The sequence below is a fragment of the Rhodococcus sp. FG69 genome, from assembly GCF_057808915.1.
Genome location: NZ_JBMDIX010000007.1, coordinates 142,924 through 166,133, shown reverse-complemented (window position 1 = coordinate 166,133; position 23,210 = coordinate 142,924). Strand labels below are relative to the sequence as shown.

The window sequence follows — 23,210 nt, the reverse complement described above, 5'->3', positions numbered from 1 at the left end:
CCCACGCGCAGGTTGCAACCCGCGCCCTCGCTGCAACCTGCGCAGCCAGGCCGGCGCAGCCTCGCCCACCGACCGAACGACTCATTCGGTCACTACCGCGCGTGAACGCGCACCTTCCAGCCCACGCGCAGGTTGCAACCCGCGCCCTCGCTGCAACCTGCGCAGCCAGGCCGGCAACCCAGACCAGGCAACCCAGGCCGGCGAACCCGGGCCGACGGGGCGCCAAGAGGCTGACATTTGTCATGCCCCGACCATGAATCTGTCACCGCAGCCGATGACGCCGCGCACTACTGGTGGACACGCGATCCGGCGAAGCTTGGAGGCATGAGACAACCGGACGAAGGAAACCTGTTCACCGACATGATGGAGCTCGGACCCGCTCCGACGATGGCGCGGGAGATCGTTGTCATCGTCATCACGCTGGCATTGTTCGGGGCCGTGTTCGCACTCGTCGGACCACAGTTGCCCGCACTCATCGTCGCTGCGCTCGCGGTCGTGTTCATGGCCGGTCGGTTCGTGCTGGGACTGCGCGAATGGAAAAAGCGATGAGCATCATCGAGGTGACGGGCATGACCCGTCGATACGGAAGCGGCAAGTCCGCATTCGAAGCGGTGAGCGGGCTTGACCTTTCGGTTCAGGAGGGTGAGCTGTTCGGACTCCTCGGCACCAACGGAGCCGGTAAGACGTCGACTCTCGAAGTGATACAGGGGCTTTCGAGTCCGAGCGAGGGAACCGTGTCGATCATGGGCATGGATCCGATTCGGGATCGGCGTGACGTACGTCCGAATCTCGGGATCATGTTACAGAAGGGCGGATTGCCGTCCGACCTGACCGCGCTCGAAAGCCTCGACATGTGGGCGGGCACCTGCAGCAACCCGCTGTCGGCAATGGATGTGCTCGACCGCGTCGACCTCGCTGATCGCGCCGACACGAGGGTCAAGTTCCTGTCCGGTGGCGAGCAACGCCGCCTGGATCTGGCGTGCGCGATAATCGGCCGGCCACGCGTGCTGTTCCTGGACGAACCGACCACGGGTCTCGACCCCGAAAGTCGTCGCAACACGTGGACACTGATCGAGGAGCTGCGAAAGTCGGGTGTCACGATCATGTTGACGACGCACTACCTCGACGAAGCCGAGCGACTCTGCGATCGTCTGGCAATCATGCACAGAGGGCGCGTCGTGCGAAGTGGAACCGTCGCCGAAGTGGTCGGCGATCACCCGGCGACCATCCATCTCGAACTGCCCTCTCTACCAATGCCGGAACTGATGTCTGCTCGCATGAACATCGAAGACGGCAAGCTCGTCGTCGTCACGTCCGAATTGCAGGACACGTTGACCGAACTGCTCGTATGGGCTCAGCGAACAGGCGTCCGAATCGAGGGCCTCGACGCTCGGGCTGCGTCACTCGAGGCCGTATTCCTCTCCATCGCAGACGAATTCGACGACCGCAAGGAGATCGCAGCATGAGCACCATGGCCACACTGTCCCGAGCGGAATTCACTCTGCTGGTCCGCAACCGCGTACTGCTGTTCAACGCGCTCGTCATGCCACTTCTGTTCCCGGTGGTGTTCCTGTTCATCGGGCGCGAAGACGGCGCCCTGCCCGACGCCATCGTGTCCTCGGCGCTCGAGGTATTCGCCCTGTTTCTACTGGTGTTTCTGGTGTACTACAACCTGTTGTCGTCCTACGCGACGAGACGGGATGAGTTGGTACTCAAGCGTCTTCGTACCGGTGAAGCGACCGACAATCAGATTCTCCTCGGCCCCGCGGTACCGTCGTTCGCGCTCACCGCGCTGCTCACGATCGTCGTTGCCGGTGTCGTCCTCGTTCTCGGTGGCAATCTGCCGGTGAGTCCCCTGCTACTCGTCGCCGCCCTCGGTGGCGGCGCTGCGATGTTCGCGGCGCTCGCCCTGATCACGTCGACGTTCACCAGAAATGCCGAAGCCGCGCAGATCACCAGCTTGCCCATCATTCTGCTCGCGATGGCGGGCACGTCCTTCATGCGCGACATCGTGCCTGACTCGCTCGGGCCGGTCATCGACCTGACTCCGATCGCGGCGGTCCTGGACCTGATCAATCTCGGCTGGATCGGCACGACGGATCCGACGACGAGTTCACTCTCGTTCGCCGAGACCTTCTCCCCCGCCCTGCAGCCACTGCTCGTCATCGCGGCATGGATCGTCGGTTCGATCCTGATCGCCAAGACCCACTTCCGCTGGGAGCCGCGCGCGTAGTGCTGACCCAAGTCGGCTGTGGAAATGTGGAGTACATGGAACTGAGGCGCTATCTCGACCCCCGCACCACGTGGCGGGACACCTCGGAGGTCGACAAGGTGCGGCTGTACACCCGACAGTCGTTCGTGGGAATCGTCGTTGCCTTCACGATTCCCGGATTGATCGAGTCGATCTCGAACGCGGCCTGGCTGTCTGCGGTAGCACTGAGTGTCTCCGCCGTGGCGGCGGTGCTCGTGCTGCTGCGGCTACCACGAATCGGCGGAACCGGCTCCGGGAGCATCCGCATCCCTGTTGCGGTGAGCGTCGGGGCCGCAATCCTCGCCGGGGTGACCGGGACTGCCGCGGTTCCGCTCTGGGCGCTGCTGGTCGGATCGATCCCCGTGTGCGTCCTCCTCACGCCTGGATGGACACTCGCACTTGCGATCGCACTAGGTGCGGCGACGTCCATGACTCGCTTCGGGCTACCCGGGGCGGTGTCGGCTTTCGTCGTCGTGATGTTCATGTCTGCGACTGCGCGACTGTCGATCTGGTTGCTGCGCATCGTGACCGAGCTGGACGGTTCCCGTCACGCCGCAGCGCAATTGTCGGTAGCCGAAGAGCGACTGAGGTTTTCACGGGACCTGCACGACGTGGTGGGTCGGGCATTGTCGGCCGTCGCAGTGAAAAGCGAACTGGCGGCCATGCTCTCACGCCGGGGGGACGACCGAGCGGCGGCTCAGATGGACGAGGTTCGTGAACTTGCACAGCAGTCGATGGCCGAGGCACGTCAGCTTGTGCGCGGGTACCGGTCGATCGACCTCGAGGCAGAACTCGGTGGTGCCGCGTCACTGCTGAGCGCCGCGGGCATCGATACCGAAGTTCGTGGCGCAGCCGAATCGGTGGCACCCGAGTTCGCCGAGGCCGCAGCGTGGGTCGTACGTGAGGGCGCCACCAACATCCTCAGGCACTCCGAGGCCACACGTTGCCGCATCGAGGTGACACACGATTCGCTCCGAATAACCAACAACCGTCCGCGTACATCGACGTCGACGGACGGGACCGGTCTCGCGGGACTGGCCGAACGCCTGGCAGCCGTCGGCGGAACCCTCGACACGACCGGTGATTCGGACGAATTCACCGTTACTGCGACGTTCACACCAAGGGTGGCATCATGATTCGAGTACTCCTTGCCGACGACGAGAATCTGATCCGCACGGCGCTCGCAACGATACTGGGGCTGGAGGACGACATCGAAATCGTGGCACAGACGGAATCCGGCGAAGGCGCTGTCACCGCCGCGAAAGAATTCTCGCCCGACGTCGCAGTTCTCGATCTGCAGATGGGTGGCATCGACGGCATCGAGGCGGCCACCGAGATCGCTGCGGCAGTCCCGTCGTGCGCGTCGATCATCGTCACCAGTCACGGCCGTCCCGGGTACCTGAAGAAGGCGTTGTCGGCGGGAGTTCGCGGTTTCCTCCCGAAGACCACCTCGGCATCGACCCTCGCCGAGGTCGTGCGCACCGTGCACGGAGGGGGTCGCTACGTCGATCCCACACTTGCTGCGGAGGCAATCGGGGCCGGGGACTCGCCGTTGACCGCGCGGGAGTCCGACGTACTCGAATTCGCCGCCGACGGCGCAACCGTCGCCGAGATCGCTGCTCGTGCACACCTCTCGCAGGGCACGACGAGAAACTACCTCTCCTCGGCAGCCGCGAAGCTCGGTGCCGTCAACCGCCACGAGGCGTCGTCGATCGCGCGTCGTCACGGCTGGATCTGATGCACAGCCAATGCAGGTAGCCGACGCCCGCTCGCGGGGCGGGACACCCTGACCCGGAGATTGTTGTGCCGCAGCAGATACACCGCCGCGAACAGTCCCGATGCCACCGACACCACGCCGCCCACGACCAACGGCGCCCGCGGATCGACGACGTCAGCGAGCCAGCCGAGCACCGGGCTGCCGATCGGTGTTCCACCGAGGAAGCACAGCATGTAGATGCCCATCACCCGGCCGCGCATGTCCGAGGGCACGGACATCTGCAAGATGTTCATCGCCGACGTCGAGAACGTCAGGTTGAGTGCGCCCGTCGGGATCAGCAGCAGCGCAACGAGAATGTAGTTCGGCATCAGCCCGACGAGCAGCTCGAAGACCCCGAACGCGAGCACAGCACCGATGAACAGTCGTAGCCGCGGCGGGGTGGCACGGCGGGCGGCGAGCGTCGCACCCAGTAGAGTGCCGACAGCAAGCGTCGTCGACAGCAGCCCGTACGCGTCGGCGCCACTGCCGAAGGTGTTGCGTGCCAGCACTGCCAGACTCAGCGGAAAGTTCAGGCCGAACGTCGACACCATGAAGATCGTCGCGAGCATCACTCGGAGATCTGGTCTTCCCCACACATAGGCGAATCCAGCGCGGACCTGCCCCTTGGCACGCGGTGCCCGCTCGACGGCATAGAGGTCTTTCGCCCGCATGGCCACCAGCGCAGCGAACACTGCGGCGAACGACACAGCGTTGATCAGGAACACCCAGCCGGTACCGACGAACGTGATCAGCACACCCGAGATCGCGGGGCCGATGATGCGCGCCATGTTGAACGTCATGGAGTTCAATGCGATTGCGTTGGCCAGCGTCTTCTGACCGACCATCTCGATGGTGAACGACTGGCGCACCGGAGCGTCGATGGCAGACGAACAACCGAGGATGAACGCGATGACATAGACGTGCCACAGTTCGACGACATTACCGACGTCGAGCACGCCGAGAACGAGACCGCACACCGCTGCGAAGACCTGGGTGATCATCAGGAGCTTGCGTTTGTCGTATCTATCGGCGAGTACACCGCCCCACACCGACAGAATCAGAGTCGGCCCGAACTGGAGCGCCATGACGATACCGACGGCGAACCCGTTGCCCCCGGACAGCGTCAGAACAAGCCAATCCTGCGCGACGCGCTGCATCCAGGTACCGATGAGCGAGACGATCTGCCCCGACGCCCACAATCGGTAGTTGCGCGTGTGTAGCGCAGCAAAGATCGTGGGCACGTACCTAATAGTAACCCTAGGTAACTACTCCGAGTCGTTCACGAGCGCGCTGATGATCCCGACTGCCTCGCGCAGGATGGTGAGCTGATCCTCGTTCAACCCCGCCAGCTGCGCAGTCATCCATGCCTCGCGGGCACTGGCCTCGTCCGCGATCAACGTATGTCCTGCTGCGGACAGCGACACGATAACCTGGCGGCCGTCGGTCGGGTGAGCCGTACGCACGACCAGGCCCAACTCGGCCAACGATGCGATGACCCGCGTCATCGAGGGCGGTTGCACGCGCTCACGAGCGGCAAGCGCTCCGGGCGTCATATCGCCCTCACGGCTCAGCGTCGCAAGAGCCGACAGCTGAGTCAGCGACACCTGCGAATCGACCCGCCTCCCCCTCAGGTGGCGAGTCAAACGCACCACGGCAAGCGACAGATCGCTAGCCAATTCACGGTTGTCCTTAACGCTATTTCCCGACGTCACAGCGCAGAGACTACGCCTAGCGGAAGGAATCAGCTCACGTAACCGCCTCGGTGATCGGTCCGAGCGAAAAATACGCCACGAAGAGCAATGCGACGATCCAAAGCAAGGGATGTACCGATTTGATCTTGCCCCGCCCGGCAGCGAGCACGACCCAGGTGATGAACCCGACACCGATACCGTTTGCGATGGAGTACGTGAACGGCATCACCAGGATCGTCAGGAACGCCGGCAGGGCGATTTCGAACTTCGTGAAGTCGATGTCGCGGACCTGACCGATCATCAACGCACCCACGACGACCAGGGCCGGAGCGGCAGCTTCGATCGGAACGATGGCAGTCAACGGCGTCAGGAACATCGCGGCGAGAAAGAGAATTCCGGTGACAACATTGGCCAAACCGGTTCGTGCACCCTCGGCGATTCCCGATGCCGACTCGACGAAGACAGTGTTCGACGACGCCGACGCACCGCCACCGGCGATCGCGCCGGTCCCTTCGATCACGAGCGCCTTGCCGATTCCGGGCAACGTGCCCTTCGAATCGACGAGCTTGGCTTCCTTGCCCAACCCGGTCATCGTGCCCATGGCGTCGAAGAAGTTGGCCAACACGAGCGTGAAGACGAGCAGGCTCGCTGCGAGCACACCGATACGGGTGAATGCTCCGAGCAGGTTCACCTCACCGACCAGCGACAGATCCGGAACCCGCAACAACTGCTCCGGCAGGATCGGCACGCTCAGATTCCACCCCTTCGGATCGACCCCGTTCGACGGGCCGACGTCGGTGAAGGCTTCGACGATCGCCGCCACGAGCGTGGTCGTCACGATTCCGATCAGCAAACCGCCCCGCACCTTCCGGGCGACGAGGATGCCCATCAGCAGCAGACCGAAGACGAACACGGCCGTCGGCCAGGACGCGATGGATCCGTCGATACCGAGTCCGACGGGGACTGTCGTACCCGCGGCGTCGGGGATTCTCCGCACGAAGCCGGAGTCGACGAGTCCGATAAAGGCGATGAAGGCGCCGATGCCCGCTGCGATAGCCGCTTTGAGCTCGGACGGAATCGCGTTGAACACGGCAGTCCGGAAACCGGTCACGGCCAGCAAGACGATGATGATGCCGTCGATGACCACCAAGCCCATCGCTTCTGGCCACGTCACCTGAGGGGCGATCGTCACGGCGAGCAGCGTGTTGATCCCGAGACCCGCGGCGATGCCGAACGGGTAGTTGGCCACGATTCCGAACAGGATGCTCATGAAGCCGGCGACCAATGCCGTCACCGCCGCGACTTGTGCCACGGGAAGGATGTTGCCGAGAACGTCGGTCTTGGCCGCTGCGTCGTCCGCGGAGAAGCTGCCCAGGATGAGCGGGTTGAGCACCACGATGTACGCCATCGCCACGAAGGTGACGACGCCGCCACGCACCTCGGACGCGACAGTGGATCCTCGTTCGGTGATCTTGAAATAGTTGTCCAGGAGCCGGGACTGGAAAGGCATAGGGGTAACCTACATTTCGTGGAGCGAGAGCCGGAACCGACCGAGCTCAGCCGCAGGCTGACCGACCCGGCGCCCGTCATCGCCCTCGGAATTGCACTATGGGTGGCAGCAACAGTCGTCGTACTGACCGTCGGCGATCGGTGGTCGTCCGCTCTGCCCGTGTGCCTGGCCGGCATCGGCGTCGGCACGGTCGGCTTCGTACTGTTCCTCGTCCAGCGCGCCGCGGCCAGACGTGGGAGCAAGACCGCCCAGCGTGGCCTCGACTGAGCGTGCTTGCCGTCACGCCGCCCGAGGGAACGTAAGCGCCGTCACTGAATGTGCCGCTGACGTGCGGAAACTCACCACTGAATCGGTTGAGTTACACAGAGTTAACGTGGACGATGGGTTATGTCAGTTACACGAAACCATTGATATACGAAAGCAAGGCCATGAAGCTCGTTTCGCAGATCCGTACCCGTCGCAACCACGCTCGTTCCCTCCGCGCCCTCTACGCCCGCGCGCACGCCGTCAGCAGCCCCTCGATGCGCGACGAACTCCTCGTCATCGCGCAGCGATCCGATTTCTCGCGCTGATCGCTCCGCTCGCATAGATCCACAGCAGTGCCCACAGGGTCCCGAACACCCACCCCGCAAGCACATCCGTAGTCCAATGCGCGCCCAGGTAGATCCGAGAAAACCCGATCGCCAGGCTCGACGCAACAGGTAGTGCAAGCACAACGGGACGACGCAGCCACGGGGTGGTCGATCGCAGCATCATCGCGATCGCCACCGTGGCCAGCACCGCGGACATCGTGGCATGGCCCGACGGAAACGAGTGGGACGAGATCTCGACCAATCGCTCCGGTATCGGTGGCCGTGCGCGCCCGAAGATCAGCTTCGCCAGGCTCATCGCACCCCAGGCGGTCAACATCGCACCCGCCACCACAACGGCGTCGGCACGTCTACCCCTTCTCAGCAGCAGCACGCAGCCCGCGATCGACCAGACGAACATCGACACTGTGTTCCCGAGCGTCGTGATCACCCAGAACATCGTCGTCACCCAGCCGACACGGTTCTCGACCATGGACTGCAGAACGTCACCGTCCACTCGAACGCTCCGCTCCGTCGGCCAAGTGCGTGATGCCATCAGGCGTCACCCACCACGGAACGTCCCGCTCCCCCGTGACCGCTCCGGTCAACCGGACGACGAGATCGCGGTGAACGACGACCTGCCCCACAGGAAGCTCCAATCCGAGCGCCGCACAGGCCAGTACCGCTCTCGGCTCCCGGTCCCACGAGCTGACCCGCCCGACGCCCATGACTTCGGCGTCGACCGCCTCCGATGCCGTGCGCACATCGAGTATCGAGGCGAGCACCGACGCCGTCTCCATCGAGGACAACACCGCGACCTCGGCGGGAACGACCGATACCAACCACGGTCGATCGAGTACGAGCGCAACGTCGGGATCGACAAGGGCACCCGAGATCGCACGGATTCTCGGAGGGAGGTCGAGGTCGTCGAGATCCACTCGGCCGGCGAGCACAGCGTCCGCGAGAAGACGGTGTGCCCTCGCAATGACTGCCGGAGTCGGTGAACGCAGCGGATCCGCGAGTCGCTCGACAATCAGGCGAGCAAACCAGGCGCTCTCACACCTGTTCGATGCCAACGCGTAAGCGAGTGCGTCGGCGTGTGGATGATCGAAGGGGTCGAGAAGTCCGTCGAACGTGTCCTCGGACGGGGCCCGGAAGGATTCCAGTCGCGCTCCGTCGATGTGCGCGTGGGTGCGTAGCCACCAGGCGGTGTACCCGAACCTGTCCTGCAACGCCGCCGAGGTACTTGGATCGGTGACGAGTTGTGTCAGAGCCTGTGGCCACCGACTCTCGTCCACCAGATCCAGATCGCGCACGGCGAGAAGAACGTCGGGCTCCTCCGGCAGCGACTCCCACCACGACTCCTCGTCGTCGAGTTCGTGGTCCGGCGCCGTCGGAAGTTCGTCGGTGACGACGCCGAATCCCCACCCGACTCCGATTGCTCGAAGCGCCTCCGCACCGAACCTGTCGACGATCTCGGTCGCTACGAGACCGAAGGGTGATTGCTCGGACAGCACATCTGCCAGTGGCGCGTCGGGCAGAAGCAGTTCGTCTGCCGCGCGGAGTTCACCCTCGGAATCGGTGAGCGGAAGCGACCCGAGCCACGACGGCAACGCGCGGGCATCGGCCGCGAGGGACAGGATCGACTCGGTGAGCGTCTCCACCGACTCCGCGTCGTCCCAGTCGAGATCGTCGAGGAGTGCTTCCACCGCCGGATCGGCCAGCAGATCGGACGCAGTCGCCTCGGCCGCACCCAACCGCGACAGCAGTGACCTGGCGGCGTCGGGATGAACCAGACGCGCCCAAGGGACGGCCCCGGCCGCACTGATCCCCTCGCCGAGAACGGTTGTTCGAGGTCCCGTCACCGTTCGGCCGTCGGTCAGTGGAACCGGTAGCGCAGCAAGCTCTTCCGCGGCGATGCCGTCGACGACCAGCGGGGACAACGCGTCGTAGAACGTTCCCCACCACGACGGCTCGCGGTCCACACCCGTGAGCACCTCGGCGAGCTCGGCGAGACCGAGTCGGTGAACCCCGACAGCTGCGAGAGCGGTGGCGTCACGAGGACCCGACAGTGACGCGGACACCAGTCCAGGGAAGACGTCGACGAGTGCGTCGCCGAGTTCGTCCGTCAACCCCGGCAACACCGTCGCCCTCGACGGCACGAGGTTGTCCCCCGAGCATCCGAGAAGCCATGCAGTCGTGGTCGATTCGTGCAGCATCTGCTCTCGCAGTACGCCGTCGACCGCACTACGCGCGAAACCGGGAACGGGAACGAACGACGGCCGGTAGCGGCCGGGCAGTGCAGCGAGCACGTCGCCGTAACCATCGGCGACTCGGCGCACGTCGGCTCCGGGCAGGACGCGGCGCCGGTCGGGTTGCATCGCCACGTCGGCAACGAGCAGCACCGGAAGCGACAACTCCTCGTCCGAACGAGTCGGTGCACGAAGGACATCCGAGCTTGCCCGACGGGGCACTCCGTCGACGAGTGGAATCAGCCACCGGGCGTGCTCGGTGCGGTACTGCCACCACCGAAGATCGCCGATCGTGACCAGGTCCAGTCTGCCATCGAGGTTCTCGACGTCGCGGTGGATCACGTCGCCTGCTACCTCGATCGACTCGAGGGATTCGAGTTCGAGCAACAGATCCACGGCCTCGCTGCGCATCGAGTCCAACACTGCGTCGACGTCGTCGTCGCGAAGGCGCAAGACGATCTCCGACGCGAACCCCACGGCCGGTGGCTCGCTCGACGGCCACACCAGCCGAAGAACAGGGACTCCGACGCCAGGAGCGGACAGGCCAGCGTCGGCAAGCGCCCGTTGCGTCGCTTCACTGCTGAACGCCACACCTCCCGCAGCCGAGCGGAACTCGATGTCGTCGCTGACGGCTCGGACAGCGGTGAACCCGACCCCGAACCGCCCGACTCCGTCGGTTTTCGCCGACACTCGGAGCGCGGTCAGTGCATGGACACCACCGATGTCCAAGGGGGCACCGGTGTTGGCAACGTGAACAGCACTGCCGGACGACCACACTCGCATCGCGCCGAGAACGCCTGCGCGGGAGGCTGCATCGGCAGCATTCTGCGCGAGTTCGGTCAACAGCCGGTCTCGATAGCCACCGCGAACGAGGTCGTCCTCGGTGGCAGCGTCTTCCTTCAACCGAGTCGGCGAGGACGTCCATGCCGAGACCGTTGCGGCCCGGATCGACTCGGTGTCGAACGGATCTCTCAGTTCGTCGATTGCGCGTCCTGCGGTGCATCCTCGGCCTCGGCCGCAGTCTCGGTCGGGGCCGCAGTCTCGGTTTCGGTGGTTTCGGTTTCGGCCTCGGCCTCGGGCGTCGGCACCTGCACCGTCACGTCGAGAGCAGCATCGTCATAGGGATCGAATTGCGGTGATCCTGCACCAGTGGGCAATTCGGTGTCCGAGTGAGCACCGCAGCCGTACTCGGCGTGCACGACGCGTCCGTCCGCGGCGTACTCGTTTCCGCACACTCCGAAAGCCGCGGACAGCGACCCGGCAATCGGCAGATAGAACCCGCACAGCCCACACGTGGACGGCGCGGCCTTGGCCGTCTCGCTGTCCGGGCCGAAATCGCCGTCGTGCCAGCGCTCTGCGGCGTCGAGACGCCCTTCCCTGCTCGGAACCTGGGTCCGCCCCAAGCCGAGCTCGTAGGCGACGTCGTCCACCGCAGGGTCGCCGGTGGCGACGTATCCGGGCACCAGACGCGGGTCCTGATGCCGGGGAGGGAGGAGATCACCGGGGCCGAGATCGCCGGGACGAATCCGCTCGTCCCACGGTAGCCAACCCGGCGCGACGATCGCATCGGGGCCGGGAAGAAGAACGATTTCACTGATCGTGGCCACGTCGGCCCCGTCGGGTGCAGCAACGACGACAGCCCATTGCCAGCCTCGGTAGCCCTGCAGCTCGGCGAGAAAACGGTGGGTTGCGGCAGTGTCATCTTCCGCGGTGACGCCGAGATAATCACCGACACCGCCCTCTGCCGCATCGATCAGCGCCTCGTGGGCCAACTCCCTGGCGTCGGCTAGGACTGGACGAATCTGGTCGAGTTCTGGAGAAGATGTGAAACTCACACATTCATTTTGCCGCATCACTTCGAAAGCGCCCAGTTCGGGCTGCCATGATGAGGCCATGTCGGCCTCGTTTCGTATCCTGCTTGGCCTTGTCGCTTCGACCGCCCTGCTGGTGGGCTGCACGTCGTCCACCCCGGCAGCTACGGATACGTCGGTTCCGGACCTGTCCGTGTCGGTCGTACGCACCCTCCCTCATGACCGGACTGCGTTCACGCAGGGGTTGGAAGTGTCCGACGGTCAGCTGTACGAGAGCACGGGTCGCAACGGGTCCTCGTACATCACGGTGTCCGATCTCGACACCGGCGCCGAACTCCGCCGAGTGGACCTGTCCGCGGACTACTTCGGCGAAGGTTTCACCGTCGCCGGCGACACCGCCTGGCAGATCACCTGGCAAGACGGTGTCGCATTCGCGCGCGACCCGCAGACCCTCGAAGAACTCCGCCGCGTCGAGTACGACGGTGAAGGCTGGGGCCTCTGCGAATCCACGGACGCCGGACTGGTGATGAGTGACGGATCGTCGACACTCACCTTCCGTGATCCGGTGACGTTCGAGGTCACCTCGACGGTCGAGGTGACCTCGAGCGGGCAACCAGTGGCGAACCTCAACGAACTCGAGTGCGCCGAGGACGGTTCGGTGTACTCGAACGTGTGGCGTACCTACGACATCGCCAGAATCGATCCGAAGACAGGAGACGTCACCGCCATGATCGATGCCCGTCCACTGTGGGATGCGATGACGACCGACGAGCGAGCCGGCGCCGACGTGCTCAACGGCATCGCGCAGATCCCCGGAACTGATCGCTTTCTCGTGACTGGAAAGCTGTGGCCGACCATGTACGAGGTGGAGTTCACAGCCTCCCAGTGAGTCGGTGTTCTCAACCGCCGCAGATTTAGGACAGAATTGATCTCGTGACCGATCCCCGCGACTCCGACGCCCCACCGGGTGAGGACCATCCAGGGTTCGACAACTATCCGCCGGCTTCCCAGGAGCGGAGCCTGCGGAGTGACCCGGGTGGTCACGTTCCGAGCCGGCGGACGCCGCTGCCGCCCCTGCATCCGACACCCCACACGCCCTCGAAGCAACCGCCCTCGGGAGCGAAATCACAGGGGCCGAAGCCTCCGCCGATGCCCCGCAAGCTGACCGTCACGCGTGTTGCTGCGATGCGCAGCCGTGAGCTGACCGGCAAGGGCATCGCGACGTTCCAGCGAGCAGCCAAAGCCGACGGTGCCGACAAGTCGGGGTTGACCGCCCTGACCTATGCCACGATGGCGAACTTCGCATCCGACGCCGCCATGGCGGTCGCGCTCGCGAACACGCTGTTCTTCTCCGCGGCGACCGGCGAGGACAAGACGAAGGTGGCGCTGTATCTCGTCATCACGATCGCTCCGTTCGCCTTGATCGCTCCGCTCATCGGCCCGATGCTCGATCGGTTGCAGCACGGTCGACGGATCGCGTTGGCGACGTCGTTCCTGTTGCGGACTGTTTTGGCGGTAGTGCTGGTGTTCAATTTCGACAGCTGGGTTCTGTATCCGGCGGCTCTGGGGATGCTGGTCCTGAGCAAATCGTTCGCAGTGCTCAAGAGCGCTGTCACGCCCCGCGTGCTGCCGCCCGAGATCGACCTCGTCCGGGTCAACTCGCGGCTGACGGTGTTCGGTCTGCTCGGCGGAACCATCGTCGCCGGTGGCATCGCCGCAGGTATCGCATTCGTCGCCGATTCACCCGGCGCGCTGTGGTTCGTGGCGGCAATCACCGTGTTCGGTGCGTGGCTGTCGATGCGGATTCCGTCGTGGGTGGAGGTCACCGAGGGCGAAGTTCCGGCCACGCTCAGCTATCACGGCGACAACGCCCAGACCGAGGTCATCCGGCGCGGAAATGCCACGGCTGCCCCACCGAAGGCCCGGCGGCAGCCACTCGGTAGATCCGTCATCATAGGGTTGTGGGGTAACGGAACCATTCGAGTGCTCACCGGATTCCTGACGCTGTACGTCGCCTTCGTCGCGAAGGCACAGACCGACCACGAACCCATCAAGCAGGCGGCGATGCTCGGACTCGTCGGCGCGGGCGCTGCGATCGGCAACTTCGCGGGCAATGCCACGGGAGCGCGCCTCAAGCTCGGCAAACCCGCCATCGTCGTACTCAGGTGCACAACTGCGGTCACGTTCATCGCGATCGTCGCTGCCGTTACCGACAGTCTGTTGACGGCAGCATTGGCAGCTCTCGTCGCCTCGTGTGCGAGTGCCCTTGCCAAGGTCTCCCTCGACGCATCGCTGCAGTCCGACCTGCCTCCCGAGTCGATTGCCTCCGGCTTCGGACGGTCCGAGACAGTGCTGCAGCTCTGCTGGGTGCTCGGCGGCACCATGGGGGTGCTGCTGCCCACCGAGTACTGGCTGGGCTTCACCGTCGTATCGGTCGTGCTTACGATCGGACTCGTCCAAACGTTCCTGACCTACCGCGGGCGATCCCTGCTCCCCGGCTTCGGCGGCAACCGGCCCGACCACGCCGACCAGGAAGTATCGACTACCGTTTCGTAGTCGTTCCACATCGACAGAACGTGAGCCAAGTGAACTTCGCACCGAAGACCAAAAAACTACTGGCCATCGGAACCGCCGGACTCCTCGTCATCGGCGTGGCGTCTGTCGCTGTGCTGGCGCTCCTCATCTCGGATGCGCCGACTCATCGACCGACCATCACCGCGTTCGCCGACGGCAAGGCCGTCACGGTCGAGCCGTACCTGTACTGCCCCGTCGAGGCGCCACTGTGCGATCCCGACGGAGCCAGTGCGAGCCTTCCGGTGCGCGCCGGCCGTCCACTGCAGCTGTCGCTGCCCTCCGAGATCACCTCGGCGCCCTGGATCGTCGCCGCCGTGTACTCGGACGGCAGCGGCTCGAACGGCAGCGGCTCGGACGGCAGCGGCTCGAACGGCAGCGGCAACGTGGTCGAAACCGACACGCTCTATCTCCCCGACCAGAAGCTGGGACTGACAGTCGCACCGGTCGACGACGACGGCCGAAAGCTACTCGGCGTCGAGATTCGACTGCCGTCCGGGGTGATCTCGACCGAGACCGCGCAGGAAGAGATCATCAGCCACGCGATCTGGTCGATCGCGACGAGCTAGACGCCGGCGTTCGGGGGAATCAAGTGTCGAGTTCCCGGGCAACCGCGCGAACAACCTCGGAGATCTTCTGAGCGGTCTTGCGGTCCGGGTACTTACCCTTGCGCAGCTCAGGCTGAATCGTTGCCTCGAGCAGCGTGATCATGTCCTCGACCATGCCGTGAAGCTCGTCCGGGGTGTGCTTGCGCTCGACCGGCTCGCGGCGGTTCGGCGTGTTCTGACGCACTGTCGGTGCTGGTTCGAGGACCTTCAGGCTGAGCGCCTGCGGTCCACGGCGTCCCGCGGCCATCCCGAACTCGACGCGCTGGCCCGCCTTGAGGCCCTCGACACCTGCCGGGAGCGCCGACGAACGGACGTAGACGTCCTCACCTTCCTCCTGCGAGAGGAAGCCGAACCCCTTGTCGACGTCGTACCATTTCACCTTGCCGGTAGGCACTGCGCTCACCCGTCCATTTGTCTCGTATGGTCTTGCTGGCATAAAATTTCGCGCCCCACACAACTAGGCAGGACGCGAATGCACCAGTCTAGCGCGCAGGCACGGTGCCGGGCACCTCGGTTTCCTTCGCGGCTACCGTTGAGCCTGTGACCGAACGACGACACAGCTCGAACTCCGTACTCCTGCGCGTAGCACTGACGCTGTTCGCCGCGGGACTTCTCGCCATCGCAGCGATATTCTTGGTGCCTGCGGTCGGCGGGAACGAGCCACCCCTGTGGCTTTATCTGACGGCGATGATCGCCGCGCCACTCGGGTTCGTCCTGGCACTGGTTTACGCACTGATGTCCGGCCGGCGTGCGCGATAGAGAGGGAGTACTGGCGATGCGAGTAATTCTGAACATCATCTGGCTGATCTTCGGCGGGCTGTGGCTCGCGCTGGGCTACTTCGCAGCAGGCATCATCTGCTGCATCCTCATCATCACCATCCCGTTCGGCATCGCCTCGTTCCGGATCGGCGTCTACGCACTGTGGCCGTTCGGCAAGACCGTCGTCGAGCGGCCGACGTCGGGAGTCGCATCGGTCATCGGAAACGTGATCTGGCTGATCGTTGCCGGGGTGTGGTTGGCGATCGGACACATCGCCACGGCGATCGCGATGGCCATCACCATCATCGGGATCCCGCTGGCCATCGCGAACCTGAAGATGATCCCGATCTCGCTCATGCCGTTGGGCAAGGACATCGTCGACGCCTGATTCACAGGCACAGGCACGGTCCCGGTGTGGAAGGACACGGGAACCTTTCGGCATGGCCGCAGCATCCAACTACCGGTGGAGGTAAATTCCCTCCCGGCCTGGGCACCTCGATGCCCGGCCGATGCGAGAAGGGCGGACTGACTGTGTACAGGTGCACTATGACGGCGCGATGCCGTGGATACATGCTCGACTCTCGTCGCGAGGTTCGGCACTGATGGCTGCACGCGACTGGGTACTCGCGATCGATTTCGGTACCTCCAACACCGCTGCAGCGCACACGAGCCCGATCAGCGGTGCGGTGGAGGCGCTGACCCTGTCGCACAATCGCACGACGATGTCGTCGTCGGTGTTCGTCGAATCGCCGGATCGCATCGCGGTCGGCGACGTAGCCACCGACCGCGCCGAGTCGAACCCTGCCGCATTCATCCCGGCCCCGAAACGCGCAATCGGGCAGGGGGTGGTGACGGTCAACGGGTACACCGTCCCCGCGGCCGTACCCGTGGCTGCTGTTCTCGACTCGGTCATCGCACGTGCCACGGCTGCCCACAGCGGTACTGCGCCGTCGAGGCTGGTGCTCACACACCCCGAAGCTTGGTCGCGACGCGAGATTCAGGTGTTGCTCGATGCCGCCGCCCAGCTCGGTCACGATCCGTCTCGGGTGACCACGGTGTCCGAGCCTCGCGCGGCCGCGCACTATTACACCCGCGCGCACACGGTGACGCCGGGAACGAAGATCGCGGTCTTCGACTTCGGCGGAGGCACCCTCGACGTAGCGGTGCTCGAAGCGAACAGCCGCGGGAGCTTCGACGTCGTAGCCGCCCGCGGTGACAACGGGTTGGGTGGAAAGAACCTGGACGCGCACATGCGCCGTTGGGTGGATCAGCAACTCGATGTCCGCGACCCCGACCTGCTCGACTTCCTACGCACCCGCGCCCCTCTGGACGTGCGATATGCCCTCGAAGATTCGATCCGTCGAGCCAAGGAACTGCTGTCGGAGGCACCGTCTGCGACGATCGCGGTCACCGGCGACGGACGCACCGAGCGTTTCCAGATCACCCGGGACGAGTTCGAAGAGCTGATCTCCCCGGTGTTGGACAAAGCTGTCGAGTTGGCCAGGTCGACGCTGCTCGACGCCCGCATCACCGAGCCAGGCCAACTCGAAGCCCTGTACCTCACCGGCGGGTCGTCGAGGATCCCAGCGGTGCACGAACGCCTGCGTCCCCTCGGACCGATCGCGACGCTGGACGATCCGAAAACCGTGGTGGCGCAAGGAGCTTTGGCTGCTGCTGCACCCATCGTTCGCAGCCCGCAGGGCCCGGTTCACAGCCCGCAGGGCCCGACACGCACTCCTGGACCACAACCGACCCGGCCGGCTCCAGCGGTGCCGAATCCGCCTACCACGGCACTCGCCGAGTGGCCGAGCCCGTCGATCGGAACACCCGCGCACCCCGAACCGGCTACCGGCGGGCACAGGAAGTTGGTGATGGCGGGTGCTGCAGTCGCGGTCGTGGCGATCGCAGCCTTGGCAGGATTCTTGGTCCTCGATCGAAGCAGCGGCGATTCGGACGCACCGACAGCAGGCGGGCCGAGCTCGAGTGTGGCACAGGACGTCGATCCGGCGGCCGCGTCGGGAGGTGGAGATGCCGTCGACACGCCTCCGACGACGAAAGAGGCTGTCGTCGCAGGTCTTCCGCCGGCACTGCGCGCGGAGCTCTCGGAGTGCAAACAGACCGGAGAGACCGACAACGGCGGTGCACAGTTGCAATGCCAAATCCCGGCGGACAGTTCGTTGACGAGCGGGATAGTCGAAGAGAACAGTGGGGCGTCGTACATCACGGTCTCGGTGGACGTCCGTGAGGCGAAGAAGCAGGTCCTGCGGCTCCGGCAGGGGAATCAGAACGACACCGCGGCCGCCGACAATCAGATCGTGGAGAACGTCGCTCGCACTGCTGCGGCGCACCTGTCCGCTCCCGAGATCACCGGCGCCTACTCCATCGCCTACGCCAACGGCGCGACCGGTGTGATGGTGGGCTATTACGACGCGGTCGGGGCAGACGGCGCGAAGACCTTCCTCAGCCGCGCAGGACTGATCAACTGACACGCCGAAAAGGCTCGGCGACAACACCTTCCACAGCAGGGGCTACCAGGACCAATCCGGTCTTGGTGGCCCCTGCTGCTTCTCTCGAGCACAGCACGGTCGCGTCGCGACGTTCTTTTTCGAATGCGCGGGAACCTTTTGCGGGCCCGGGTGCATCCAACTATCGACCGCAACAACGAGAGCAACTCGAGATACGCCCGAAAGAGGACACGCCATGCAGAACGACGACAAAGCCGTCTACGACAGCACCGACTCCGCCGAGTACAAGGCCAAACTCGACGCGATCGCCAACGATCCAACCATGAGTGTCGAAGAGAAAGCCGATGCCATCACCAACGCCATGGAGGAAGAAATGAACGAGATCTCTGCTGCCACTGATACATCCGACGACAGGGCAACAGCAGCCGAGCCGACAGCGTCCTCGGCAGAGGTGACCGCCGACCCATCGACCGCCACCTACGGCGACTCCTCGGCCACCGCATCGGAGTCGGTGCCCCCTGCCAAGGTAGACGCAGTCGATTCACCCGCTGCATCGACGGTCAACGAGGCCATCGGGGTCAACGGTCAGGTCGACTACGTCTCGCCACGCGACGTGGACGGCGACGGTCTCATCGATCTGACCCATTCGCGAGTCGACGGAATCGACACCACAACCCATTACAACGAAGACGGCACGATCACCCTGATCGAGCAGGACACCGACTCGAACGGCACCTACGAGACCGCAGCAGCGCAGCAGTCCGACGGCACTATCCGCGTCGCCGAGGATCTCGACGACGACGGCGACGTCGACCTGGCGACGTTCCACGACCCCGTCAGCGGCGCGCCGGTCCGCCAGGACACCATCGAGGGCGGTGCGATCACCGAAACACTGATCGACTCGAACAGCGACGGCCAGGTGGACGTCGTGCTGATCGACTCGAACGGCGACGGCCGGTTCGACACCGCGATGCTCGACTCCGATGCGGATGGCCGCATCAACGCCACCCTCGTCGACACCGATGGTGACGGCCGATTCGATTTGGGCGAGCTCGACAGCAACGGCGACGGCAACTTCGACACCGTGGCCACCGGCGCCGACACGGACCTCGGCACCATCGAGAGCCTCGAGTCGGCCATTCCCGCCGACGACAACTACCACGCGCAGGCCGGCACTTACCCAGCCGAATCGCAGAACGACCTCTGACCGAACTTTCCTCGACGACAAGGGGCCGACCGATGCACGAGTTCGACACGACCGCGATGTGGCCGTCCGATGCGGCAGATGATCTCGCCGACGGGTGTGCCGGAGAGCAGGTCACTGCGGACTTCTCCGATGACGGCATGGCAGGCGCCGAGCTGATCGGTGCACCGGCCGGCCCCCACCGCGAGGACCAGTACGATTCCGAAGCCGTCTACACACGACCCGGGCCGAGTGGATCCTCCGCGGCCGACTCCCTGGCAACGGGCAACCCTGCACTCGACATAGACCTCTCCGATATCGACACCTCCGATATCGACACCTCGGGCGCCGATTCCGACAGCACCGAAGATGCCTCTACGCCACCTGGTGACGCCGACGCAGTGCACGGAAACCCCGCGCAGTGGACGATCAACTGGTTCTACCAACAGTTCGACGGATATTGCGGCCCCGCAGTCGTCGGACAACTCGTCGCCGAATACACCGAGGCCGACATCAGCGACCCCCGGGATCTCGTCGATCGCGCGGTCGAGTTGGGCCTGATGGCCGGTGATGATCCGGCCGGCGGAATGACACTGCCCGACATCGAGATCCTTCTCGAAGATCAGGGCGTGCCCGCCACCATCAGCTCCGGGTCGCTCGACGATCTCCGCTCGGCCCTCGACAACGGGCAGGGCGTCGTCGCGATGGTCGACTCCGGGGAAATCTGGAAACCCGAGCACGAAGGCGTCGAAGACAACCGCCCGGACCATGTCCTGGTCGTCGCCGGCATCGACGACGCACGCGGCGTCGTCATCCTCTCCGACCCCGGAGTACCGGACGGCAATCAACTCGAAGTGCCGATCGAGCAGTTCGAGCAAGCCTGGGCCGACTCCGGGCATCAGATGCTCGTCGCCGACGATTCGGATCCCGATCTGATTCCGGCCGACACCGACTCGACCACCACGACACCACCCGTGACCGACACGCGGCCGGCCAGAACGACGGTCATCTCGCTTCGCTCGTGAACCACCAGGCACAATGAACACATTGGACCTCTGGGCGCGCCATCGCCCACGGCCGAGTCGACCGGACAGTAGCGAGGTGAACGATGACCGACGACCACATGGCTTTGTTGCGTGAGCTCGCCGGCGACCTGCCACCGCTTCCCGACGGGGTCTGGAACCGCACCCTCGACGCCGCGTTCGACCCCGATGCTTCCGTCGATTCCGACCTCGTCCCCGAATTGGACGACCGTCCCCTCGTCCCCGAAGACGAGGACCTCGTGCTCGACGACGAGGACATGGCGCTCGACGACGACACCGTGCTCGACGACGTGCTCGACGACGACGCACCTCATCCCGACGGCGACACCGACCTCCCCCTGGCCGACGACCTGGGGATCGACTCTGGCGGCACCGGACCGGGCGACGACCTCGGCCACCAGCTCGACATCGATTTCGGGCACACCGACGAGCCGGGCGACGATCTTCTTTGATGCGAGCTACCGCTGGGCCCTGCAACGTCCAACGGGAGTTCGGTCCTGCCGCGAGCATGCTCATATCCGCCCGGGTTCGTACCGGTGGGTACTATCTCTCCGCCGGGGGTGGACACGGCGGAGATTCGCAGCATCGATCGGGGGTGGAATGAGCGAGTCAGAGCTGATCGCGGCGTGCCGCCTCGGTGATCACCGTGCATTCGCCGACCTCGTCGGCCGATACCGCACCAATGCGTGGCATGTCTGCTTGCAGATCACCGGCAACACCCACGACGCCGAAGATGCGTTCCAGGACACCGTCACAGCGGCCTGGCAGAATCTGCACAGGTTCCGCGGCGAGGCACGCTTCAACACCTGGCTGCACCGCATCGCGGTCAACGCTGCCCTCGCTGTCGTACGCCGCCGTAAACCGACCTCGAGCCTCGACGACGACACCACCGACGAGCCTGGCATCGACCTCGGCCACGACCAACCTCGAATCGACGACCGGGTCGCGACCGCATCGGTGGTCCATCAGGCCTTGAACGAGCTGCCCGAGGACTTTCGCGTCGCGATCGTGCTCGCCGAATTTGCCGACATGCCCTATGCCGACATCGCCGAACACCAAGGTGTGTCGGTGGCAACGGTCAAAACCCGCATCCACCGTGCACGTAAACAGCTCGCCGCCCTGCTCGGTCCGCGTACCGACGTCCACTGACAATCGGGTTGCCTTGCACAGGAGACAAGAGAACGCGGCAAAGCCGTCCGGCACACCCCAATCGGTGGGTGCGCCGGACGGCTTCGTTTTCGAGCCGACCACGCTCTACTCTGCGTTCTGGTCGGCCTGTTCGAGGATCAGGTACTGGGCGCTGATCTTTTGGTCGACGTCCTTCTTGTCGTCCGTTCCGTACGCTTCGCCGACGTAGCGCCCGTTGACGACCAAGCAGTAGTCGGTCGTCCCGTTCGTGGTGTCCTTGCTCAGGCACACTGCGTCGGGAAGTCCCTGCGGCGACGGTGCTTCCACGTATCCCTGGGAGGTGAGGTCGTTGCGGAATTCCTCGACGATCATCTGCGCACCGGCGTCGTCGGACGCCCGGTAGACGTTCGTCTTGTAGACCGCGTTGTGGTCGGAACCGGCCTCGGTGAGAACGCGGTAGGTCAACGGCGGGTTCGTCGAGCGGTGTGACATTCCGCGGGGGCCGTAAGAAGCCATGTCGTTACCGGAATCAGCTTGCTCGTCTTCCTCGGGAATGGCGTAGAGGAGGATCTTGTCCTGGTCGATCATGGGCAATTCGGCGGGCTCGCCCCCGTTCTGCGCCAGGGTCGGTTGCGCAGGGAACTGGTCGATGAGCGGACCTTGCAGATCGAGCGCGCGAGCCACGGCCTGAGCTGTCCACTCTTTCTCGTCGGCAGGCGCTTTGGCCCAGGTGTAGATCAGGTAGTTGCCGTGCGCGGTGAACGCGTTGGCGGACACCTCGGGACCAGCACTGTGGGTGTACTCCGACGTCGAGACAAGAGTGTTGGGCAAGATTCCGATCGTCTCCGGGGTCTCGACGCCAGTGCCATCGGAGTCGACGGTGGTCAACCCGTCATGCATCTCCTGGGCTGCGGCAGCAGCGTTGTCGGAGGTTTCGAAGCGCAGGACCATCTGCACGAGCGAGCGGGACGGGTCGGTGACAGCTGTGGTCGCGGTTGCGGCCGTGGAGACGTATCCGTACAGCATGCCGTGGGCTTCGGCGACATCGGCTGCATTCCCGCTGAGCACCATCTCGAGGTTCTCGTGGCTGCGGATGACCATCGTGGGCATCTTCGCCGTGACCAAGTTCGGGTCCACCTCGAAGGGCACCACGACGAACTCGGCCAGTCGCTGGGTTTCCACGTCGAGGATGTTGTCCCTGGTAGCACGACCGAACTCCGGAGCCGGGCTGGTGGGATAGCTTCCGGTATCGAGTGCCGCCGGGTCGACAGCACTGCTCTCCTCGCTCGCGTCTCCGCCGGATTTCGCCACGGGCAGGCCGTCGCTGGTGTCGGTGCCGCATCCGGCCAATACCGCACCGGCGCAGGCAATCGCCCCTGCACGCCTCAGCCATGTTCTCGAACGCACGCGAAGATCCTCTCGGTAGTAAGCCCGGTCGTCGAAGACTGCGCCGGGCTCGTTGTCGGTGTCACTGACTGTTGGATGCATCCGGCACCGCATAAGGTTCCCGCACCGAGGCCACCAATTCCTCTCGACGAATCCACGACGGTGCCGACCGGGCTCCGTTCCGCGCCCCGACGATGGCCGGGGTTAGAGTCTGACCGCGCAGATCA

26 protein-coding genes are annotated in these 23,210 nt (G+C 64.7%); 17 read left to right on the top strand and 9 right to left on the bottom strand.

All coding sequences use genetic code 11. The features are described 5' to 3' along the window. Nucleotides 1–244, bottom strand: a 244-nt coding sequence (locus ACODSO_RS08245) for a hypothetical protein (protein ID WP_489036349.1), incomplete at its 3' end; no start/stop codon positions are given. 80 nt (nucleotides 245–324) lie between these two features. Between ACODSO_RS08245 and ACODSO_RS08240 the strand changes: the two genes are divergently transcribed. Genes ACODSO_RS08240 through ACODSO_RS08220 form a run of 5 tightly spaced genes read left to right on the top strand, consistent with a single transcriptional unit; the run spans nucleotide 325 to nucleotide 3,989 of the window. Continuing rightward, nucleotides 325–549 carry a hypothetical protein gene (locus tag ACODSO_RS08240; protein ID WP_489036348.1) on the top strand — a complete coding sequence of 75 codons (225 nt, stop codon included), beginning with the start codon at nucleotides 325–327 and terminating at the stop codon, nucleotides 547–549. Further along, nucleotides 546–1,466: an ABC transporter ATP-binding protein gene (locus tag ACODSO_RS08235; RefSeq protein ID WP_489036347.1), complete on the top strand. Its 921-nt coding sequence runs from the start codon at nucleotides 546–548 to the stop codon at nucleotides 1,464–1,466. Before ACODSO_RS08240 ends, ACODSO_RS08235 begins: the two co-directional genes overlap by 4 nt. Further along, nucleotides 1,463–2,233, top strand: a complete 771-nt coding sequence (locus ACODSO_RS08230) for an ABC transporter permease (protein ID WP_489036346.1) — start codon at nucleotides 1,463–1,465, stop codon at nucleotides 2,231–2,233. Before ACODSO_RS08235 ends, ACODSO_RS08230 begins: the two co-directional genes overlap by 4 nt. A 35-nt stretch (nucleotides 2,234–2,268) precedes the next feature. Continuing rightward, nucleotides 2,269–3,387 (top strand): sensor histidine kinase, encoded by a 1,119-nt coding sequence (locus ACODSO_RS08225; protein ID WP_489036344.1) that lies wholly within the window; start codon nucleotides 2,269–2,271, stop codon nucleotides 3,385–3,387. Beyond that, nucleotides 3,384–3,989 (top strand): response regulator transcription factor, encoded by a 606-nt coding sequence (locus ACODSO_RS08220; protein WP_489036343.1) that lies wholly within the window; start codon nucleotides 3,384–3,386, stop codon nucleotides 3,987–3,989. The genes ACODSO_RS08225 and ACODSO_RS08220 overlap by 4 nt, the downstream gene beginning before the upstream one ends. Here the strand turns inward: ACODSO_RS08220 and ACODSO_RS08215 are convergent. Genes ACODSO_RS08215 through ACODSO_RS08205 form a run of 3 tightly spaced genes read right to left on the bottom strand, consistent with a single transcriptional unit; the run spans nucleotide 3,974 to nucleotide 7,208 of the window. Next, nucleotides 3,974–5,239 carry an MFS transporter gene (locus ACODSO_RS08215; protein WP_156520485.1) on the bottom strand — a complete coding sequence of 422 codons (1,266 nt, stop codon included), beginning with the start codon at nucleotides 5,237–5,239 and terminating at the stop codon, nucleotides 3,974–3,976. The genes ACODSO_RS08220 and ACODSO_RS08215 overlap by 16 nt on opposite strands. A 33-nt stretch (nucleotides 5,240–5,272) precedes the next feature. After that, the gene (locus ACODSO_RS08210) at nucleotides 5,273–5,719 is read right to left on the bottom strand and encodes an Rv0880 family HTH-type transcriptional regulator (protein WP_068377736.1); all 447 of its coding nucleotides are present in this window, start codon (nucleotides 5,717–5,719) and stop codon (nucleotides 5,273–5,275) included. A gap of 34 nt (nucleotides 5,720–5,753) precedes the next feature. Then, nucleotides 5,754–7,208 carry an NCS2 family permease gene (locus tag ACODSO_RS08205; protein ID WP_068377738.1) on the bottom strand — a complete coding sequence of 485 codons (1,455 nt, stop codon included), beginning with the start codon at nucleotides 7,206–7,208 and terminating at the stop codon, nucleotides 5,754–5,756. Nucleotides 7,209–7,226: 18 nt separating this feature from the next. On the opposite strand from ACODSO_RS08205, the gene ACODSO_RS08200 reads away from it, so the two are divergent. After that, nucleotides 7,227–7,475 (top strand): DUF2530 domain-containing protein, encoded by a 249-nt coding sequence (locus tag ACODSO_RS08200; protein ID WP_489036341.1) that lies wholly within the window; start codon nucleotides 7,227–7,229, stop codon nucleotides 7,473–7,475. A gap of 161 nt (nucleotides 7,476–7,636) precedes the next feature. Next, nucleotides 7,637–7,780: a hypothetical protein gene (locus ACODSO_RS08195; protein ID WP_156520484.1), complete on the top strand. Its 144-nt coding sequence runs from the start codon at nucleotides 7,637–7,639 to the stop codon at nucleotides 7,778–7,780. On the opposite strand, the gene ACODSO_RS08190 is transcribed toward ACODSO_RS08195, so the two are convergent. From ACODSO_RS08190 to ACODSO_RS08180, 3 genes are read right to left on the bottom strand one after another with little or no spacing between them, the layout of a single operon-like run. Continuing rightward, nucleotides 7,749–8,333 carry a phosphatase PAP2 family protein gene (locus ACODSO_RS08190; RefSeq protein ID WP_489036339.1) on the bottom strand — a complete coding sequence of 195 codons (585 nt, stop codon included), beginning with the start codon at nucleotides 8,331–8,333 and terminating at the stop codon, nucleotides 7,749–7,751. The genes ACODSO_RS08195 and ACODSO_RS08190 overlap by 32 nt on opposite strands. Next, nucleotides 8,284–11,004, bottom strand: coding sequence for a sacsin N-terminal ATP-binding-like domain-containing protein (locus ACODSO_RS08185; protein WP_489036364.1), 2,721 nt, complete (start codon nucleotides 11,002–11,004; stop codon nucleotides 8,284–8,286). The genes ACODSO_RS08190 and ACODSO_RS08185 overlap by 50 nt, the downstream gene beginning before the upstream one ends. Then, complete coding sequence (locus ACODSO_RS08180) at nucleotides 11,001–11,882, bottom strand: DUF3027 domain-containing protein (protein WP_489036362.1); 882 nt, start codon at nucleotides 11,880–11,882, stop codon at nucleotides 11,001–11,003. Before ACODSO_RS08180 ends, ACODSO_RS08185 begins: the two co-directional genes overlap by 4 nt. Nucleotides 11,883–11,922: 40 nt before the next feature. Between ACODSO_RS08180 and ACODSO_RS08175 the strand changes: the two genes are divergently transcribed. The 3 genes from ACODSO_RS08175 to ACODSO_RS08165 are packed head-to-tail and all read left to right on the top strand — an operon-like array spanning nucleotide 11,923 to nucleotide 14,980. Next, nucleotides 11,923–12,729, top strand: a complete 807-nt coding sequence (locus ACODSO_RS08175) for a glutaminyl-peptide cyclotransferase (protein WP_489036337.1) — start codon at nucleotides 11,923–11,925, stop codon at nucleotides 12,727–12,729. A 44-nt stretch (nucleotides 12,730–12,773) separates the two neighbouring features. After that, nucleotides 12,774–14,396 (top strand): MFS transporter, encoded by a 1,623-nt coding sequence (locus tag ACODSO_RS08170; RefSeq protein WP_489036335.1) that lies wholly within the window; start codon nucleotides 12,774–12,776, stop codon nucleotides 14,394–14,396. 29 nt (nucleotides 14,397–14,425) lie between these two features. Continuing rightward, nucleotides 14,426–14,980 (top strand): DUF2771 family protein, encoded by a 555-nt coding sequence (locus ACODSO_RS08165; protein ID WP_489036333.1) that lies wholly within the window; start codon nucleotides 14,426–14,428, stop codon nucleotides 14,978–14,980. A 19-nt stretch (nucleotides 14,981–14,999) separates the two neighbouring features. Here the strand turns inward: ACODSO_RS08165 and ACODSO_RS08160 are convergent, their stop codons facing one another. Further along, complete coding sequence (locus ACODSO_RS08160; protein ID WP_489036361.1) at nucleotides 15,000–15,413, bottom strand: cold-shock protein; 414 nt, start codon at nucleotides 15,411–15,413, stop codon at nucleotides 15,000–15,002. A 146-nt stretch (nucleotides 15,414–15,559) separates the two neighbouring features. Between ACODSO_RS08160 and ACODSO_RS08155 the strand changes: the two genes are divergently transcribed. From ACODSO_RS08155 to ACODSO_RS08125, 7 genes are all read left to right on the top strand, one after another. Beyond that, nucleotides 15,560–15,778: a hypothetical protein gene (locus tag ACODSO_RS08155; RefSeq protein WP_489036332.1), complete on the top strand. Its 219-nt coding sequence runs from the start codon at nucleotides 15,560–15,562 to the stop codon at nucleotides 15,776–15,778. 16 nt (nucleotides 15,779–15,794) lie between these two features. Then, nucleotides 15,795–16,166 (top strand): YccF domain-containing protein, encoded by a 372-nt coding sequence (locus ACODSO_RS08150; protein WP_068377760.1) that lies wholly within the window; start codon nucleotides 15,795–15,797, stop codon nucleotides 16,164–16,166. A 214-nt stretch (nucleotides 16,167–16,380) separates the two neighbouring features. Continuing rightward, complete coding sequence (locus tag ACODSO_RS08145) at nucleotides 16,381–18,264, top strand: Hsp70 family protein (protein WP_489036330.1); 1,884 nt, start codon at nucleotides 16,381–16,383, stop codon at nucleotides 18,262–18,264. A gap of 214 nt (nucleotides 18,265–18,478) precedes the next feature. Further along, entirely contained in the window at nucleotides 18,479–19,450 is a 972-nt protein-coding gene (locus ACODSO_RS08140) for a hypothetical protein (protein ID WP_489036328.1), read from the top strand. 32 nt (nucleotides 19,451–19,482) lie between these two features. Next, nucleotides 19,483–20,451, top strand: coding sequence for a C39 family peptidase (locus tag ACODSO_RS08135; protein WP_489036327.1), 969 nt, complete (start codon nucleotides 19,483–19,485; stop codon nucleotides 20,449–20,451). 83 nt (nucleotides 20,452–20,534) lie between these two features. Then, a complete protein-coding gene (locus tag ACODSO_RS08130; protein WP_489036326.1) occupies nucleotides 20,535–20,921 on the top strand; it encodes a hypothetical protein in 387 nt (128 codons plus the stop codon). A gap of 148 nt (nucleotides 20,922–21,069) precedes the next feature. Further along, nucleotides 21,070–21,618, top strand: a complete 549-nt coding sequence (locus ACODSO_RS08125) for an RNA polymerase sigma factor (RefSeq protein WP_489036324.1) — start codon at nucleotides 21,070–21,072, stop codon at nucleotides 21,616–21,618. 105 nt (nucleotides 21,619–21,723) lie between these two features. Here the strand turns inward: ACODSO_RS08125 and ACODSO_RS08120 are convergent, their stop codons facing one another. Beyond that, on the bottom strand, nucleotides 21,724–23,085 hold the full coding sequence (locus tag ACODSO_RS08120) for a DUF7373 family lipoprotein (RefSeq protein ID WP_489036322.1): 1,362 nt from the start codon (nucleotides 23,083–23,085) through the stop codon (nucleotides 21,724–21,726). Nucleotides 23,086–23,210 lie beyond the last annotated feature (125 nt).

What these genes read in the sequence shown, in the direction of transcription:
- ACODSO_RS08225 (WP_489036344.1), top strand. Translation starts at nt 2,269, where the DNA reads ATGGAACTGAGGCGCTATCTCGACCCCCGCACCACGTGGCGGGACACC.
- ACODSO_RS08140 (WP_489036328.1), top strand. Translation starts at nt 18,479, where the DNA reads ATGCAGAACGACGACAAAGCCGTCTACGACAGCACCGACTCCGCCGAG.
- ACODSO_RS08135 (WP_489036327.1), top strand. Translation starts at nt 19,483, where the DNA reads ATGCACGAGTTCGACACGACCGCGATGTGGCCGTCCGATGCGGCAGAT.
- ACODSO_RS08240 (WP_489036348.1), top strand. Translation starts at nt 325, where the DNA reads ATGAGACAACCGGACGAAGGAAACCTGTTCACCGACATGATGGAGCTC.
- ACODSO_RS08120 (WP_489036322.1), bottom strand. Translation starts at nt 23,085, where the DNA reads ATGCATCCAACAGTCAGTGACACCGACAACGAGCCCGGCGCAGTCTTC.
- ACODSO_RS08195 (WP_156520484.1), top strand. Translation starts at nt 7,637, where the DNA reads ATGAAGCTCGTTTCGCAGATCCGTACCCGTCGCAACCACGCTCGTTCC.
- ACODSO_RS08175 (WP_489036337.1), top strand. Translation starts at nt 11,923, where the DNA reads ATGTCGGCCTCGTTTCGTATCCTGCTTGGCCTTGTCGCTTCGACCGCC.
- ACODSO_RS08230 (WP_489036346.1), top strand. Translation starts at nt 1,463, where the DNA reads ATGAGCACCATGGCCACACTGTCCCGAGCGGAATTCACTCTGCTGGTC.
- ACODSO_RS08125 (WP_489036324.1), top strand. Translation starts at nt 21,070, where the DNA reads ATGAGCGAGTCAGAGCTGATCGCGGCGTGCCGCCTCGGTGATCACCGT.
- ACODSO_RS08205 (WP_068377738.1), bottom strand. Translation starts at nt 7,208, where the DNA reads ATGCCTTTCCAGTCCCGGCTCCTGGACAACTATTTCAAGATCACCGAA.
- ACODSO_RS08190 (WP_489036339.1), bottom strand. Translation starts at nt 8,333, where the DNA reads ATGGCATCACGCACTTGGCCGACGGAGCGGAGCGTTCGAGTGGACGGT.
- ACODSO_RS08235 (WP_489036347.1), top strand. Translation starts at nt 546, where the DNA reads ATGAGCATCATCGAGGTGACGGGCATGACCCGTCGATACGGAAGCGGC.
- ACODSO_RS08145 (WP_489036330.1), top strand. Translation starts at nt 16,381, where the DNA reads ATGGCTGCACGCGACTGGGTACTCGCGATCGATTTCGGTACCTCCAAC.
- ACODSO_RS08130 (WP_489036326.1), top strand. Translation starts at nt 20,535, where the DNA reads ATGACCGACGACCACATGGCTTTGTTGCGTGAGCTCGCCGGCGACCTG.
- ACODSO_RS08180 (WP_489036362.1), bottom strand. Translation starts at nt 11,882, where the DNA reads ATGCGGCAAAATGAATGTGTGAGTTTCACATCTTCTCCAGAACTCGAC.
- ACODSO_RS08220 (WP_489036343.1), top strand. Translation starts at nt 3,384, where the DNA reads ATGATTCGAGTACTCCTTGCCGACGACGAGAATCTGATCCGCACGGCG.
- ACODSO_RS08150 (WP_068377760.1), top strand. Translation starts at nt 15,795, where the DNA reads ATGCGAGTAATTCTGAACATCATCTGGCTGATCTTCGGCGGGCTGTGG.